Annotated in this window: 14 protein-coding genes; 11 read left to right on the forward strand and 3 right to left on the reverse strand. The window is 72.0% G+C overall.

The genetic code is table 11. The features are described from left to right. The first annotated feature begins 135 nt into the window (after positions 1-135). Positions 136-1,092, forward strand: coding sequence for a thiamine-phosphate kinase (locus tag AB0G28_RS03310; protein ID WP_361082477.1), 957 nt, complete (start codon positions 136-138; stop codon positions 1,090-1,092). A gap of 16 nt (positions 1,093-1,108) precedes the next feature. Further along, positions 1,109-1,588 carry a GNAT family N-acetyltransferase gene (locus AB0G28_RS03315; protein WP_361082478.1) on the forward strand — a complete coding sequence of 160 codons (480 nt, stop codon included), beginning with the start codon at positions 1,109-1,111 and terminating at the stop codon, positions 1,586-1,588. Here the strand turns inward: AB0G28_RS03315 and AB0G28_RS03320 are convergent. Continuing rightward, positions 1,575-2,729: a glycoside hydrolase family 27 protein gene (locus tag AB0G28_RS03320; protein WP_361082480.1), complete on the reverse strand. Its 1,155-nt coding sequence runs from the start codon at positions 2,727-2,729 to the stop codon at positions 1,575-1,577. The two genes, AB0G28_RS03315 and AB0G28_RS03320, sit on opposite strands and share 14 nt — an antisense overlap. A gap of 92 nt (positions 2,730-2,821) precedes the next feature. Between AB0G28_RS03320 and AB0G28_RS03325 the strand changes: the two genes are divergently transcribed. The 3 genes from AB0G28_RS03325 to AB0G28_RS03335 all read left to right on the forward strand — a co-directional run bounded on the left by AB0G28_RS03325 (position 2,822) and on the right by AB0G28_RS03335 (position 4,896). Beyond that, positions 2,822-3,352, forward strand: coding sequence for a gamma carbonic anhydrase family protein (locus AB0G28_RS03325; RefSeq protein ID WP_361082482.1), 531 nt, complete (start codon positions 2,822-2,824; stop codon positions 3,350-3,352). A 30-nt stretch (positions 3,353-3,382) separates the two neighbouring features. Further along, complete coding sequence (locus tag AB0G28_RS03330; protein WP_361082484.1) at positions 3,383-4,060, forward strand: uracil-DNA glycosylase; 678 nt, start codon at positions 3,383-3,385, stop codon at positions 4,058-4,060. Positions 4,061-4,128: 68 nt separating this feature from the next. Then, positions 4,129-4,896, forward strand: a complete 768-nt coding sequence (locus AB0G28_RS03335; RefSeq protein ID WP_361082486.1) for an alpha/beta hydrolase — start codon at positions 4,129-4,131, stop codon at positions 4,894-4,896. A gap of 133 nt (positions 4,897-5,029) precedes the next feature. On the opposite strand, the gene rpmB is transcribed toward AB0G28_RS03335, so the two are convergent. Then, a complete protein-coding gene (gene rpmB, locus AB0G28_RS03340; RefSeq protein WP_176172341.1) occupies positions 5,030-5,221 on the reverse strand; it encodes a 50S ribosomal protein L28 in 192 nt (63 codons plus the stop codon). 134 nt (positions 5,222-5,355) lie between these two features. On the opposite strand from rpmB, the gene AB0G28_RS03345 reads away from it, so the two are divergent. The 3 genes from AB0G28_RS03345 to AB0G28_RS03355 are packed head-to-tail and all read left to right on the forward strand — an operon-like array spanning position 5,356 to position 9,551. Continuing rightward, entirely contained in the window at positions 5,356-6,930 is a 1,575-nt protein-coding gene (locus tag AB0G28_RS03345; protein WP_361082488.1) for a DAK2 domain-containing protein, read from the forward strand. A gap of 3 nt (positions 6,931-6,933) precedes the next feature. Beyond that, the gene (gene recG, locus AB0G28_RS03350) at positions 6,934-9,087 is read left to right on the forward strand and encodes an ATP-dependent DNA helicase RecG (RefSeq protein WP_361082490.1); all 2,154 of its coding nucleotides are present in this window, start codon (positions 6,934-6,936) and stop codon (positions 9,085-9,087) included. Beyond that, the gene (locus tag AB0G28_RS03355) at positions 9,084-9,551 is read left to right on the forward strand and encodes a GNAT family N-acetyltransferase (protein ID WP_361082492.1); all 468 of its coding nucleotides are present in this window, start codon (positions 9,084-9,086) and stop codon (positions 9,549-9,551) included. Before recG ends, AB0G28_RS03355 begins: the two co-directional genes overlap by 4 nt. Here AB0G28_RS03355 and AB0G28_RS03360 read toward each other — a convergent pair. Then, positions 9,511-10,146 carry a TetR/AcrR family transcriptional regulator gene (locus AB0G28_RS03360; protein ID WP_361082494.1) on the reverse strand — a complete coding sequence of 212 codons (636 nt, stop codon included), beginning with the start codon at positions 10,144-10,146 and terminating at the stop codon, positions 9,511-9,513. The genes AB0G28_RS03355 and AB0G28_RS03360 overlap by 41 nt on opposite strands. A gap of 31 nt (positions 10,147-10,177) precedes the next feature. On the opposite strand from AB0G28_RS03360, the gene AB0G28_RS03365 reads away from it, so the two are divergent. From AB0G28_RS03365 to AB0G28_RS03375, 3 genes are read left to right on the forward strand one after another with little or no spacing between them, the layout of a single operon-like run. Further along, positions 10,178-11,314, forward strand: coding sequence for an erythromycin esterase family protein (locus AB0G28_RS03365; RefSeq protein ID WP_361082496.1), 1,137 nt, complete (start codon positions 10,178-10,180; stop codon positions 11,312-11,314). 54 nt (positions 11,315-11,368) lie between these two features. Next, entirely contained in the window at positions 11,369-13,648 is a 2,280-nt protein-coding gene (locus tag AB0G28_RS03370) for a caspase family protein (protein ID WP_361082498.1), read from the forward strand. Between the two features lie 43 nt (positions 13,649-13,691). Beyond that, positions 13,692-14,576 carry a S8 family peptidase gene (locus AB0G28_RS03375; protein WP_361083130.1) on the forward strand — a complete coding sequence of 295 codons (885 nt, stop codon included), beginning with the start codon at positions 13,692-13,694 and terminating at the stop codon, positions 14,574-14,576. Positions 14,577-14,699 lie beyond the last annotated feature (123 nt).

The following is a 14,699-nucleotide window of genomic DNA, read 5'->3' on the forward strand; positions in this document are numbered from 1 at the left end:
CGTGCCCTTTCGTCGGGATCTTGTCTCTCAAGGTAGGAACGTCATCAGCAACGTATCGCCAGCTCAGGGAAAAACATAGGGCATCCGACTATCGGTGATCGACACTTGTCCCGGTAGAGAAAGCAGAGGTGACCGGTGTCACCGAACGACGGAACGGTCGCCGAGACCGGCGAGTTCGCGCTCATCCGCGCCGTCACCGAAGGACGGCGCCAGCCCCCCGGCACGCTGCTCGGCCCGGGCGACGACGCCGCCGTGGTCGCCGCCCCCGACGGGCGGGTGGTCGCCAGCACCGACGTGCTCGTCCAGGGCGTCCACTTCCGGCTCGACTGGTCCTCGCCCGAGCACGTCGGGCGCAAGGCCGTCGCGGTCAACCTGGCCGACATCGCCGCCATGGGCGCCACCCCGACCACCGTCCTGGTCGGCCTGGCCTGCCCGCCCGACACCCCGCGCGAGGTCGTCACCGGCCTGGCCGACGGCATGTGGGCCGAGGCCGAACGCGCCGGCGTCGGCGTCTCCGGCGGCGACATGGTCCGCGCCGACCAGCTCGTGATCAGCGTCACGGCCCTCGGCGACCTCGGCGACCGCGAGCCGGTGACGCGCTCGGGTGCCCGGCCCGGCGACGTCGTCGCCGTCACCGGGCGGCTGGGCTGGGCGGCCGCCGGGCTGGCCGTGCTCGGCCGCGGCTTCCGGTCCCCGGTCGGCGTCGTCAACGCGCAGCGCTGCCCGGAACCGCCGTACGAGGACGGTCCGCGCGCCGCGCTCGCCGGGGCCACGGCCATGATCGACGTCTCCGACGGCCTGCTCGCCGACCTCGGCCACATCGGCGAGGCCTCCGGCGTCGGCATCGACGTCCGCACGGCCGACCTCGACATCCCCGCCCGGCTCACCGAAGTCGGCGCGGCCCTCGGCGCCGACCCGCTGGACTGGGTGCTGACCGGTGGCGAAGACCACGCTCTGGTCGCCACCTTCCCGCCGTTCACCGAGCTGCCCGACGGCTGGCGCACGATCGGCGTCGCCACGATGGCCGAGTCCGGGATCACCGTCGACGGGAAACCGTTTTCGCGGGAAACCGGATGGACGCACTGGCGCTGATCTAGGCTTCGGAAGCGTGAGAATCGTTCCAGTCCCCTACGACCACCCCGACGCGGCCAAGCTCATGACCGCGGTGCAGCAGGTCTACGTCGAGCGCTACGGCAGCGAGGACGCGACTCCGATGAGCCCCGCGGACTTCGATCCGCCGCAGGGCCTGTTCATCGTCGGCTACCAGGGCGAGGAAGCGGTCGCCTGCGGGGCGTGGCGCGCCCACGACGGCCCCGAGCCGGACTTCCAGCCGGGTGACGCCGAGTTCAAGCGCATGTACGTCGCCGATTCGGCCCGCGGTCGCGGGTTCGCGCGGATGATCCTTTCCGAGCTGGAACGCACGGCGGCGCTCTGCGGCCGTAAGCGCGCGGTCCTGGAAACCGGGACGAAGCAGCCGGAAGCGATCGCGCTCTACACGTCGTCGGGCTACACCGAGATCCCGAAGTTCGGCGTCTACAAGGACGAGCCGGAAAGCCGCTGCTTCGGCAAGGACCTCACCGAGGGGTGAGCTTCAGCAGGGCCGCCTGGTGCGGGCGCAGGACCGCCGACACCGCGGTCCCGGCGTCCCGGTGCGCCCACAGGTCCCGGACGTGCCACGCGCCGGGAATCGACGCGGAGACGGTCGCGGTGGTGCCGCCGGTGTTGAGCAGCACCACCGCGAAACCCCCGTCGCTCAAGGGTTTTCCCCACACCTGGTAGCCGGGACCCGCGTCGAGCCGCCGGCCTTGGCCGCCCGCGAAGTCCTGGTCGACGGCGATCGCTTCGGTGTTGCCCAGCGTCGCCAGGTCGGTGCCGCTCAGCTTCGCCGGATCGGTACCGGCGAACAGCGGCGCGTCGAGCACGGCCCAGACGCTGAAGTGCGCGCGCGACTCGTCGGCGCTCAGCGTGCCGTTGCCGACCTGCAGCATGTCCGGGTCGTTCCAGCCGCCGGGCGTGCCACTGTGGACGGCGACGGCGGCCTGCTGGTCGATCGTCGCGAGCACGGAGTCCCAGGTCGGGACCAGGTCGTAGGTGGTCCGCCACAGGTTCGCTACCGGCCGTGCCCAGGTCCACGGGCTCGAGACGCCGTACTCGGAAATGGCGTAGACCATCGGCCGGGGCAGCGCGGCGAGCTCGTCGCGCATCTTCTCGAACGCGGCTTTCCGGTCGAGGCCGTCGACGGTGTCGGCGTTGCACCAGTCGTACTTGAGGTAGTCGACGCCCCAGCGGTCGAACGTCTCGGCGTCCTGGCGCTCATGGCCGAGCGAGCCGATGCCGGACGCCGGGTAGGCGTCGTTCGCCATCGCGCAGGTCCGGCTGCCGGGCACGGCGTAGATGCCGAAGAGCAGGCCGCGGGAGTGGACGTAGTCGGCGAGGTCGGCGATGCCGTGCGGGAACCGCTTCGGGTCGGGTTGGAGTGAGCCGTCGGCGGCCCGGGTGGAGGCCTGCCAGCAGTCGTCGACGACGACGTAGTGGTAGCCCGCGTCACGCAGGCCGGTGTCGGCCAGGGCGTCGGCCGCTTTTTTGACGACGTCTTCGGTGAGGTCGTAGCAGCGGACCTGGTTCCAGCTGTTCCAGCCCATCGGCGGCGTCGCGGCCAGGCCGTTCGCCAGCGCGGGCGACGCCGTCGGCAGGCTGAGCAGCCAGGCCAGCACGACGAGGAGGAGCACGAGGCCCGTGCTCCCGGTGCTGGTTTTCCGGTTCGCGGCGATGGCGTGATCCAATCGCACCGGAAGTGAAACCGCGGTCACCCGGAGGCGGCATGCCGATCTACGCACTCGGTTCGCTCGAGCCGACGATCCACCCCGACGCCTACGTCCACCCCGACGCGACGGTGATCGGCGACGTCCGGATCGGCGCCCACGCGTCGGTGTGGCCGCAGACGGTCCTGCGCGGCGACCACGGCTACATCGAGATCGGCGAGCGTTCGAACGTCCAGGACGGCTGCGTCGTGCACTGCACGAACCGCCACCCGACGATCCTCGGGCCGTCGTCGGCGGTCGGCCACGCCGTCCACATCGAGGGCGCGACGATCGGGACCGGCTGCCTGATCGCGTCCGGTTCGGTGGTGCTGAACGGCTCGGTGATCGAGGACGGCGGCATGGTCGGCGCGGGCGCGGTCCTGTCGTACGGCTCACACGTCAAGACCGGGGAGATCGCGCTGGGCGTGCCGGGGAAGACGCGGGAGAACACGTCGTTCAGTGCGGAAAACATCGCGCTCGTGGTGGATTCCTACGTCGAGCGGGCGAAGCGGTTCCGGACCGAGCTGAGGCGGCTCGACCCGCTCGGGTGACGCCGGCCACGCCCGGTAGGCTTGCGCGCCGTGACCGCACGACCGCTGCAGGACATCGTCGAGGCAGGCTGGGCGAAAGCCCTCGAACCGGTGGCGCCGCAGGTCGCCGCGATGGGGGAGTTCCTCCGCGCGGAGATCGCCGCGGGCCGGACCTACCTGCCGGCGGGTGAACACGTCCTGCGGGCCTTCAAGCAGCCGTTCCACGACGTGCGCGTGCTGATCGTCGGGCAGGACCCGTACCCGACGCCCGGGCACGCGGTGGGGCTCAGCTTCTCGGTGGCGCCGGACGTCCGGCCGATCCCGAAGAGCCTGGTCAACATCTACAAGGAGTACGTCGACGACCTGGGGCACCCGCTGCCGTCCAACGGCGACCTGACGCCGTGGGCCGACCAGGGCGTGCTGCTGCTCAACAGGGCGCTGACCGTGCAGCCGGGGAAGTCGAACTCGCACCAGGGCAAGGGCTGGGAAGAGGTCACCGAGCAGGCGATCAAGGCCCTCGCGGCCCGGTCCGAGCCGATGGTGGCCATCCTGTGGGGCCGCAACGCGCGCAACCTGCGCCCGATGCTGGGCGACGTCCCGTGCATCGAGTCGGCCCACCCGAGCCCGCTGTCGGCGCACAACGGCTTCTTCGGGTCACGGCCGTTCAGCCGGGCGAACCAGCTGCTGGAGCAGCAGGGCGCGGCGCCGGTCGACTGGAAACTTCCCTGAGGATCGGTGTCCGGATCGGCGTGACGGCTCCGACCAAGGGGTAGACCAACCCTTTTCCGGAGGAAACCATGAACGTCACCTCGGCCGACGGCACGTCGATCCACTTCGAGCAGCGCGGGGACGGCCCGCCGGTGATCCTCGTCGGCGGCGCGTTCAACGACCGGACGACCGTCGAGGGCCTGGCTTCGGTGCTGGCCGGCGATTTCACGGCGATCGTCTACGACCGCCGTGGGCGTGGGGACAGCGGGGACGCCGCTTCGTACGCGATGGAACGCGAGATCGAGGATCTCGCGGCGCTGATCGCCCAGGTGGGCGGGACGGCGTCGGTGTTCGGCCACTCGTCGGGCGCGATCCTGGCCCTGGAGGCGGCCGCGGCGGGCATCGGGATCGAGCGCGTGGTGGCGTACGAGCCGCCGTACGCGACGGACGAGCACCCGCGGGCCGACGTCGTGGACGAGGTGCGGGCTCAGCTCGCGGCGGGCGACCGGGACGGCGCGGTGGCGACGTTCCTGCAGGTCGCGGGCACTCCGGCGGAGATGATCGAGGGGATGAAGCAGGCCCCGGTGTGGGGCTGGTTCACGGCGCTGGCGCACACGCTGCCGTACGACCTGACGATCTGCGGCCCGGACTGCCGCCCCCGCACCTCGCTGGCCCGGATTTCGATCCCGGCCCTGGTGATCGGCGGCGGCGCCAGTGACGACGCACTCCAGTCCGGCGCCCGCGCGGCGGCCGCGGCGGTGCCGGGTGCTCGTCACGAGACCCTGGAGGGCCAGGACCACGGCGTCCTCCAGTACCCGGAGACCCTCCGCGACCTGCTGACCGACTTCCTCAAGTAAGCAAGTCCGTGAAGGCCTCCTTCCCGGCTCTAATGGCCGGGAAGGAGGCCTTCACGGCTTTTGCGCCAGAGCGGGGCGAGACATGAAAATGGCGGGTGCTCCGAGGAGCACCCGCCACCCAAACTTCTCGGCGTCAGCCTCGAACGACCTTGCCCGCCTTGATGCAGGAGGTGCACACGTTCAGGCGCTTGCGCTGGGACACACCCACCTTGGCGTGGACGGTCTGGATGTTCGGGTTCCACCGGCGGTTGGTACGGCGGTGGGAGTGCGAGACCGCCTTGCCGAAGCCCGGTCCCTTGCCACAGACGTCGCACACGGCAGCCACGTCGAACTCCTTTGGATCTGGGTCATAGAAATGAGCCCAGATGCACTGGGCAACTCGACCATAGTAACTACTGCGATCGAGGCCCCGAGCACCGGGTCGATACGCTGCCCGAGGACCGGGTAGGAGGTTACGGGGTGCGGGTGCTGGACGCGGCGGCGGTGTCGGCCTGGGCGGCGGGCTGTGTGCACAGTCTCGCGAGCCTTCGCCCGGCCATCGACGAGATCAACGTCTACCCCGTGGCCGACTCCGACACCGGCTCCAACATGCTCTTCACGATGACCGGCGCCGCCCGCGAGCTGGAGCAGGCCGAGCCGGAGAACGCCGCCGACGCGCTGAAGATCCTCGCGCGGGGCGCGGTCGCCTCGGCCAAGGGCAACTCCGGCGTGATCCTTTCCCAGGTCGTCCGGGGGCTCGCCGACCACGCCGAAGGCGACTTGGACGGCCCCTGGCTGGCGAAGGCGCTCGGGCACGCCGACGAGGTCGCCACCGGCGCCGTCAGCCGCCCGGTCGCCGGGACCATCCTGACCGTCCTGCACGCCGTCGCCACGGCCGTGCGCGGCGACACCGGCCCGCTCGGCGAAGTCGCGCGAAAGGCCGCGAAAGAGGCCGCCCACGCCCTGGAGAAGACGCCGGAACAGCTTCCCGCGCTGGCCAGGGCCGGAGTCGTCGACGCGGGCGCGCGCGGGCTCGTCGCGGTGCTCGACGCGCTGGTCGGCGTGCTCACGGGCGCGCCCGTCGAGCACGACCACGCCCTCGAAGTCCACACGGAAAGCGCCGAGGCCTACGCCTGGGAGGTCATGTACCTCCTGGACGGCGTCGACGAGGCGAGCCTGCCGACCCTGCGCAAGGAGCTGAGCGGCCTCGGCGACAGCGTCACGGTGGCCGGCGACGGCTCGGGCAGTCACGCCGTGCACGTCCACTGCGCCGACATCGGCGCCGCCATCGAGGCCGGGCTCGCGCTCGGCCGCCCGCGCAGGATCCGCGTCGAGCCCCTGCTCACGCCGACGCCGATCGAGCCCGGTGGCGGGATCGACCGGACGGTCGTCGCCGTCGTCCACGGCGGTGCGCTGGCCGAGCTGCTGCGCGCCGAAAGCATCCCGGTACTGGCCGTGCCCGAAGGCGAGACGCCGAGCGTCGAGGACATGATCGGCCTGCTCAACGAGGCCGCGGGCCGGCACGTCACCGTGCTGCCGGGCAGCGTCGCGCTGACTGCCGCGGCCGACGCCGCCGCCGGGCACGCCATGGCCGCGGACCGGGACGTCGTGGTCATCCCGTGCGCCTCGCCGGTGCAGGTCATGGCCGCCCTCGCCGTGCACGACGCCGGCCGCCGCACCAACGACGACGTCGTCGCGATGGCCGAAGCGGCCGCCGCCACCAGGCGTGGCGAACTGCGGATCGCGCAGGAGGAGTCGCTAACCTGGGTGGGCCGGGCCCAGTCCGGCGACGTGGTCGGCCTGGTCGACGACGAAGTGGTGCTGATCGAGCCCGCGCCCGCGTCGGAGACGAACCTGGTCGCGGCCGCGATGAAGGTGCTGAACCGGATGCTGGCGCTCGGCGGGGAGCTGGTGACGGTGCTGAGCGGCGCCGCCGCCCCGCCCGGGGTCGCCGAAGAGCTCGCGGAGCAGCTGCGGGTGGAGCACCCGGAGGTGGAGCTGGCCGGCTACGCCAGCGGGCAGGCCGACGCCGTGCTGCTGATGGGAGTCGAATAGCGAATGGCCGGGTTGCGCGACAAGCTGCCGTTGCTGCTGGGCGCCAAGACGGCGAAGGCGCTCGCCACGGCGTTGGACATCGAGACGGTCAGCGACCTGCTGCGCCACTACCCGCGCCGCTACGCCGAGCGCGGCGAGCTCACCGACATCGCCGGCCTCGAGCTCGGCGAGCACGCCACGGTGATGGCGCGGATCGAAAAGGTGAGCAAGCGCCGGATGAAGTCCCGCAACGGGACCATCCTCGACATGGTGATCACCGACGGGAAACGCCGGCTCACCTGCGCGTTCTTCAACCAGGCCTGGCGCGAGAAGGAACTGGTCCCCGGCAAGACCGGCCTGTTCGCCGGCAAGGTTTCGGCGTTTCGGGACACCCTGCAGCTGACCAACCCCGAGTACGAGCTCCTGGACGCGGAGAACGCGGACGAGGCGATGGACGACTTCCTCGCCGCGATCATCCCGGTCTACCCGGCGGCGCAGGGCATGCCGTCGTGGTCGATCGGCAAGTGCGTGCGCCAGGTGCTCGACGTCCTCGAGGTCGACGAGGACCCGATGCCCGCGGACCTGCGTCGCCTGCACCGGTTGTCGGACCTCGACACCGCGCTGCGCGGCATCCACCGCCCGGAGAACTGGGCGCACCTGGAGGCGTCGAAGAAGCGGCTCAAGTGGGACGAGGCCCTGGCCGTCCAGCTGATCTTCGCGCAGCGGCGGTACTCGGCCATCTCCCGCCCGGCCAAGGCGAACCCGCACGTCAGCGGCGGCCTGATGGACGCGTTCGACAAGCGGCTGCCCTTCGACCTCACCGCGGGCCAGCGCGCGATCGGCGACGAAATCGCCGCAGACCTCGCGTCGGAACACCCGATGAACCGGCTGCTGCAGGGCGAGGTCGGCTCCGGCAAGACGGTCGTCGCGCTGCGGGCGATGCTGCAGGTCGTCGACAACGGGCGGCAGGCCGCGATGCTCGCGCCGACCGAGGTCCTCGCCGCGCAGCACGCGCGATCGCTGCGCGAGATGCTCGGCGACCTCGGCCAGGCGGGCGAGCTGGGTGCCGCGGAGAACGCCACCCGCGTCACGCTGCTCACCGGGTCGATGGGCGCGAAGGAGCGCAAGAAGGCGCTGCTGGAGATCGTCAGCGGGGAAGCGGGCATCGTCGTCGGCACGCACGCGCTGATCCAGGACCACGTCGAGTTCGCCGACCTCGGCCTCGCCGTCGTCGACGAGCAGCACCGCTTCGGCGTCGAGCAGCGGGACGCGCTGCGCACCCGCGGGTCCGGGGACACCAGCCCGCACGTCCTGGTCATGACCGCGACGCCGATCCCGCGCACGGTCGCCATGACCGTGTACGGCGACCTCGAGGTGTCCGCGCTGCGCGAGATGCCGGTCGGGCGGTCGCCGATCAAGACGACCGTGGTGCCGGTGGCCGAAAAACCCGCCTGGTTCGACCGGATCTGGCAACGCGTCCGCGAGGAGGTCGGCAAGGGCCACCAGGCGTACGTCGTGTGCCCGCGGATCGGCGACGAGCCGCCGTCGGACAAGAGCGACAAGCGGCCGCCGCTCGCCGTCCTCGACGTCGCCCCCGACCTGGAGAACGGGCCGCTGCAGGGCCTGAAGATCGGCGTGCTGCACGGCCGGATGCCGCCCGACGACAAGGACGCCGTGATGCGCGCGTTCTCGGCGGGGCAGCTGGACGTCCTGGTGGCCACCACGGTCATCGAGGTCGGCGTCAACGTGCCGAACGCGACCGCGATGGTGATCATGGACGCCGACCGGTTCGGCGTCAGCCAGCTGCACCAGCTGCGCGGCCGCGTCGGCCGGGGCAGCGTGCCGGGGCTGTGCCTGCTGGTCACCGAGACCCTCGACGGCACGACGACGCGTGAGCGGCTGGCGGCGGTCGAATCGACCACCGACGGCTTCGAGCTGTCCCGCCTGGACCTCGAACTGCGGCGGGAAGGGGACATCCTCGGCGCCGCGCAGTCCGGGAAGCGGTCGACGCTCAAGCTGCTGTCGCTGCTGCGGGACGAGGACGTCATCGCCGCGTCGCGGGCCAGCGCGCAGGAGATCGTCGAAAAGGACCCGGAGCTGAAGAAGTACCGGGGTCTGGCGCTCATGGTCGCCGACGTCGTCGACGTCGACCGCGCGGAATACCTGGAGAAGAGTTGATCCGCCCGGCCACGGTCGCCGACGCCGCGGCGATCGGCGAGGTCCACGTGCGGTCGTGGCAGGCTGCGTACGCGGGGCTGATCCCGGAGGACTTCCTCGCCCGGCTCTCGGCTTCCGCGCGCGCGGCGTCGTGGGAACGTGTCATCGGCGACGGCGGCCAGGTGCTCGTCGCCGAGGAAGACGGCGTCCTGGCGGGGTTCGCCGCGTACGGGGACGGGCGGCTCTACGCGCTGTACCTGCTGCCGGAGTACTGGGGACGCGGCCTCGGCCGGACGCTGCACGACCGGGTCGTCGAGGGGATGACCGGCGACAGCGCCATCCTCTGGGTGCTGTCGACGAACGAACGGGCGAAGGCCTTCTACCGCCGGCAGGGCTGGGTGGACGACGGTGCCACGCAGACCGAAACGGCCGACGACGGGCGCGTCACGCTGGAGGAGACGCGGTTCCGCCGTTCGTTGCCGTGAACACGCCGGCTTTCGCGGCGGCGGCGGCCGCGGCGGCGGCGATTCCCGCGTCCTCCGGCGTCACGCCTTCCCGGGACACGAACAGGCGGTAGAAGATCGGCCCGCAGGCCACCCGGACCACCTCGACGGGGTCGGTGCCGGGCGGGACCTCGCCGCGCTCGATCGCGCGGTGCACGGCGGCGGCCGAGCGGGCGTGGCGGTCGACGTAGAACTCCCGCAGGGCGTCGGCGGCGCGCGCGGAGAGGAACGCGGCCGAGATCGACGCCGTCGGCAGCTCACGCTCGCCCGGCGTGGTGAAGTAGCGCACCAGCTCGAGGTTGATCCCGCGCAGGTCGCCTTCGAGCGAACCGGTGTCCGGGGCGGCCCACTCCTGTTCGGTGCCCATCTGCAGAGCCGCCGCGACCAGGCCTTCGGCGGACTCCCACCGGCGGTACAGCGTCGTCTTGTGCACGCCGGAGCGGTCGGCGACCGCCTCGACGGTCAGCTCCGCGTATCCGCGTTCGCCGAGCAGCTCGAGGGTGGCGTTCAGCGCGGCGAGGCGGGTCCGCTCGGTGCGGCCGCCCGGGCGCTTCGTCCCGGAAATCTCGGTTGCCAACTGCTACTCCTGTTGCGTTAGTGTGCTCAGTATGCCAGAACCCTTCGCCGTCGCCGCCGTCGCCGACCTGATCGGCGACGCCGAAGTCGTCGCCATCGGCGAGAACAACCATCACATCCGCGAGTTCGGCGCGCTGCGCGACCGCCTCCTGCGCCACCTCGTCACCGAGCGCGGGTTCACGGTGCTCGGGTTCGAAGGAGGCTTCCCGGAAGGGCACCTGGTCGACGCGTGGCTGCAGGGCGGTCCCGGCGAGGTCGCCGACATCGCCCGCGACGGCTTCACCTTCGGTCTCGGCGACTCGGCCGAGGTGCACGAGATGCTGACGTGGCTGCGCGGCCGGGGTGTCCGGTTCTTCGGGCTCGACGTGCCGAGTTCGGCGGGGTCGCCGGTGCCCGCGCTGCGGGCACTGCGTTCGGAGGTCCTGCGCGTGGACCAGGCCAACGTGTCCCTTGTGGACAAAGCTCTCGCCGCGTGCGAGCCCTACGCCTCGGTGAGCAGTGCGGTCGCGCCGGGGCTCTACAAGGCGATGACCACCGAAGCGCGGGACGCGGCGACGACGGCGTTGACCGTCCTCAAAGGACACGTGGAGTCGCTGCCGGTGTACGGCGAAGTGGCCGCGCACCATGCGGAGGGCGCCCTGCGCCTCGACCTGTACCTGCGGGAGCTCGACGCGCTGATGGCGGGCCGCGCGCCCGAGCCGCAGAGTTCGTCGCGGGACACGTACATGGCGGCCACCGTGCGGCTGCTGCGGCGGCGGTTCCGGGGCGAGAAGATCGTCCTGATGCTCCACAACGGACACCTCCAGCGCGTGCCGTTCTCGCCGATGCCCGGCATGAGGTCACCGTCGGCGGGCACCCACCTGGCGGCGGAACTGGGTGACCGCTACTTCGCGCTGGCGCTCACGGCGGTTTCCGGGACGACGACCGGGCTCGTCCCCGATCCGGCCTTCCCGCTCGGGTTCCGGATGTTCGAGCAGGCCCTCGAAGAACCGGCGGACGGCAGCGTCGAGGCGGTGCTCGCCGACCAGGCGCCATGCGTGGTCACGCGCCCCGCGGCGACGGGCATCCGGCACGCGCACATGACGCCCGCGGTCGACGTGGCAGCCGCGTTCGACGCCGTCGTCTGCCTGGAGAAACAGGAAACGATTTTCGCCGGTGACGCCGAGTAGGTGTCCCCGTTCGGCCGATTGCCGTAATGGCCGGTGCGGGCGTTTCCTACCGGTATGGCCGGGCGGAGGCGGGCGCTGATCGTCGCCAACGGCGAGTACGACAACGCGGGGCTGCAGCGGCTGGGCTCGCCCGCGGCGGACGCCGACGCCCTGGCCGGCGTCCTGTCCGACCGGACCATCAGCGACTTCGACGTCCGGGTCGTCCGCAACGAGACCGCCCACGTCGTGGCGGCGGAGATCGAGGACCTCTGCGCCGAGGGGAGGCCCGACGACGTCCTGCTGCTGCACTTCTCGTGCCACGGCCTCAAGGACGACGCGGGCGGGCTGTACTTCGCGGCCCGCAACACCCGGCCCGACCGGCTCCGGTCGACGGCCGTGCCCGCGGACTTCGTGCAGCAGTGCATCCGGCAGAGCCGCTCGCGCAGCATCGTCCTGCTGCTGGACTGCTGCTACGGCGGGGCGTTCGGCCAGGGCGTGGCGGTCCGGTCGTCGGGCGACGCGAACGTCCTCGACAGCTTCCGCGGCGGCCGCGGCCGGGCGGTGATCACGGCGTCGAACTCGATCGAGTACGCCTTCGAGGGCGCGACGCTGGCTTCGGACGAGCCGGCCCAGCCGTCGGTGTTCACCTCGGCGCTGGTGGAGGGCCTGCGCACGGGCGAGGCCGACCGCGACGAGGACGGCTGGATCGCGCTGGGCGAGCTGTACGAGTACTTGTTCGACCGCGTCCGCGAGCGCAACCCGAAGCAGACCCCGAGCCGCGACATCGAGATGCAGGGCGAGCTGTACCTGGCGAAGAGCAGGCGGAAGCGGATCAAGCCGTCCCCGATCCCGGCGGACCTGTCGGCGGCCATCGCGGCGGAGAACCCGTTCACGCGCCTGGGCGCGGTGGCGGAGCTGCGGCGCCGGTTGTCGAGCGACAACCTGCCGGTGGCGCTGGGGGCCTTCGAGGCGTTGAAGGTGATGGCCTCGACGGACATCGAGCACGTCGCGGCGGCGGCATCGGACGCACTGGGCTCCGCGGTGGTGCGGGTCGACGTGCCGTCGGTGAGCTTGTCCGCGCCCGCGGGGTCGAGCGTTTCGGCTTCGCTCCGGACGGCGGGGCCTCCGGTGTCGCGGGAAGTGCGGTTCGAGGCTTCGCACTCGTGGATCCGGGTGACGGAGACGGAGTCGGGAGCGGAACTGGCGGTGACCGCGGGGGAGTCGGGGACGCGGCGGGGGAACGTCGTGGTGTCCGGGCCGACCGGGGACGCGGTGGTCGCGGTGGAGATCGAGACGGTGGCGGTACCGGAGCCGGAGGCGCCCCCGGAAGCCGAGCCGGAGCCGCTCGCGGTGGCCGAGCCCGAGCCGCCCGAACGCCCCAATGTGGCGTTCGGTGCGTTGGACGCACCGAGCGCCACATTGGGTGCGTCAGACGCACCCAATGCCACATTGGGGCGCTCGGGGGACCCCGAAGTCGCCGAAGCGGAGCGTGGACGCGCACTGGATTCCGGACCTGCCGCCGCGGAAGCCCGGGAGCCGGAAGCCGCCGTCAAGGTGGATCCGGTCGGCGGGTTCGCCGGGCTCCTCGCGATCGCCGGTGCCGTGTTCGCGGTGACCGGGCTGCCGCTGAGCTACCGCTACGACTACTCGCTGAGCCAGTACCGGCCCGGCATGGAGGTCTTCGTCCTCGTCGTGGGCGCGTGCGCCCTGCTCGCCGGGATCCTGACGCTGGCGCCGCGGACGAGGTCGCGGACCGGTCCCGCGCTGCTGTTCGGCACCGGTCTCGCCGCGCTGTTCGGGCTGCTGCGCTTCCTCGGTGAAGTCGTCACCCTCGCCCAGTACGGGGACTCCGAGCTGAAAGCCGGCTACACCTTCGCGCTGCTCGCGCACGGCGCCTGGGTTGTCGCCGGGTGGTGCGCGCTGGTGACGCTCGGGCGGAATCCAGCGGTCACGCTGGGCGCCGGGCCCGTCCGCGGCCGGCCGGAGTGGGTGGCGATCGTGCTCGGCGTGGCGGCCGCGACCGGCTGGATCGTCCAGCTCGTCGAGCTGAACACCTATGACTCGAGTGACGGCGGCCGGGCGGAGGTCTACTTCCTGCTCGGTGCCCTGCTGGCCGTGGTCGTGCCCGTCGTCGCCGTGGCGCTTCGCCCGCCGGCGGTCGGGTGGGCGGTGCTGGCCGCGGGGACCGCCGGGCTCCTGGGTGTGCTGGGTCCGACGTTCGCCGCGGTCTTGGAGCACTCCTCGCTCACCTACGCGGGCCAGGTGATCGCCACCGTGGCCGTCCTGCTGCTGGCGGTCGACACCGCCGTCCTCGGCGTGCAAGCCCGGAATCAGCCGAACGGGCGACAGCTCTGAGTTGTCACCCCGGCACTCCCGGGGTACCACGACGATCATGAGGATGCTTCTCGCGGCCGTGGCCGTGCTCGCCGGGCAGGTCGGGGCCGGTGGGGTGCAGGCCGATCCGCCCAGCTGGGGGCTGGACCGGATCGACCAGCGCGCCGGCCTCGACCACGCCTACCACTACGCCACCGACGCCTCCGGCGTCACCGTCTACGTGATCGACAGCGGCGTCGACGCCAAGCATCCCGACTTCCAGGGCCGCGTCGCGCCCGGGCGGGACTTCCTGAAGGGCGGCTCCGACACCGCCGACCTCAACGGCCACGGCACCCGGCTCGCCGGTATCGCCGCAGGCAAGGACTACGGCGTCGCGAAGGGTGCGCTGATCTTTCCCGTGCGCGTTCTCGACTCCGGCGGCGGGGGCGCCACCGACCAGATCATCGCCGGGATCGACTGGGTCGCGCAGAACGCCCAGCAGCCCGCCGTCGCCGTCCTCGGGATCGGTGGGGTGCCGAACGACCAGCTCGACGCCGCCGTCAAGCGGCTCGCCGGCGTCATGCCCGTCGCCGTGCCCGCCGGCAGCGAGAAGGCCGACGCGAGCGGGTTCTCGCCCGGGCGGGTGGCCGAGGCGCTGACCGTCGGGGCCACCGACGCTCAGGACCGGCCGGACAAGGCGTCGAACTTCGGCGAGGACGTCGACCTGTACGCCCCGGGCGTCGACGTCCCCGGCCCGGTCGCCGGCGGCACCGGCGCGAGCCCCGAGTCCGGCACCTCGATGGCGGCGGCGTTCGCGGCCGGCGCGGCGGCGCTCTACCGCGCCCAGCACCCCGAGGCGACGCCCGCCCAGGTCGACGACGCCCTGGTCCAGGCCGCGACCCCGGACGCGCTCAAGGAGGTCCCGGCCGGCACCGCCAACCGCCTGCTTTACGTGCCGGCGGGATCCTGAAAAGCTGCCCAGGCCCGTCGCCCGGCAACCCTCCGCGGCGCATGATGTCCATCACCCGGGACTGAACTCCCGCAGAGCGGGAAGAACCGGGTAACGTGCGTTGACTTACCGATCCAAGAGGGA

It is taken from the genome of Amycolatopsis sp. NPDC021455, from assembly GCF_040640995.1.
Lineage (GTDB): Bacteria > Actinomycetota > Actinomycetes > Mycobacteriales > Pseudonocardiaceae > Amycolatopsis.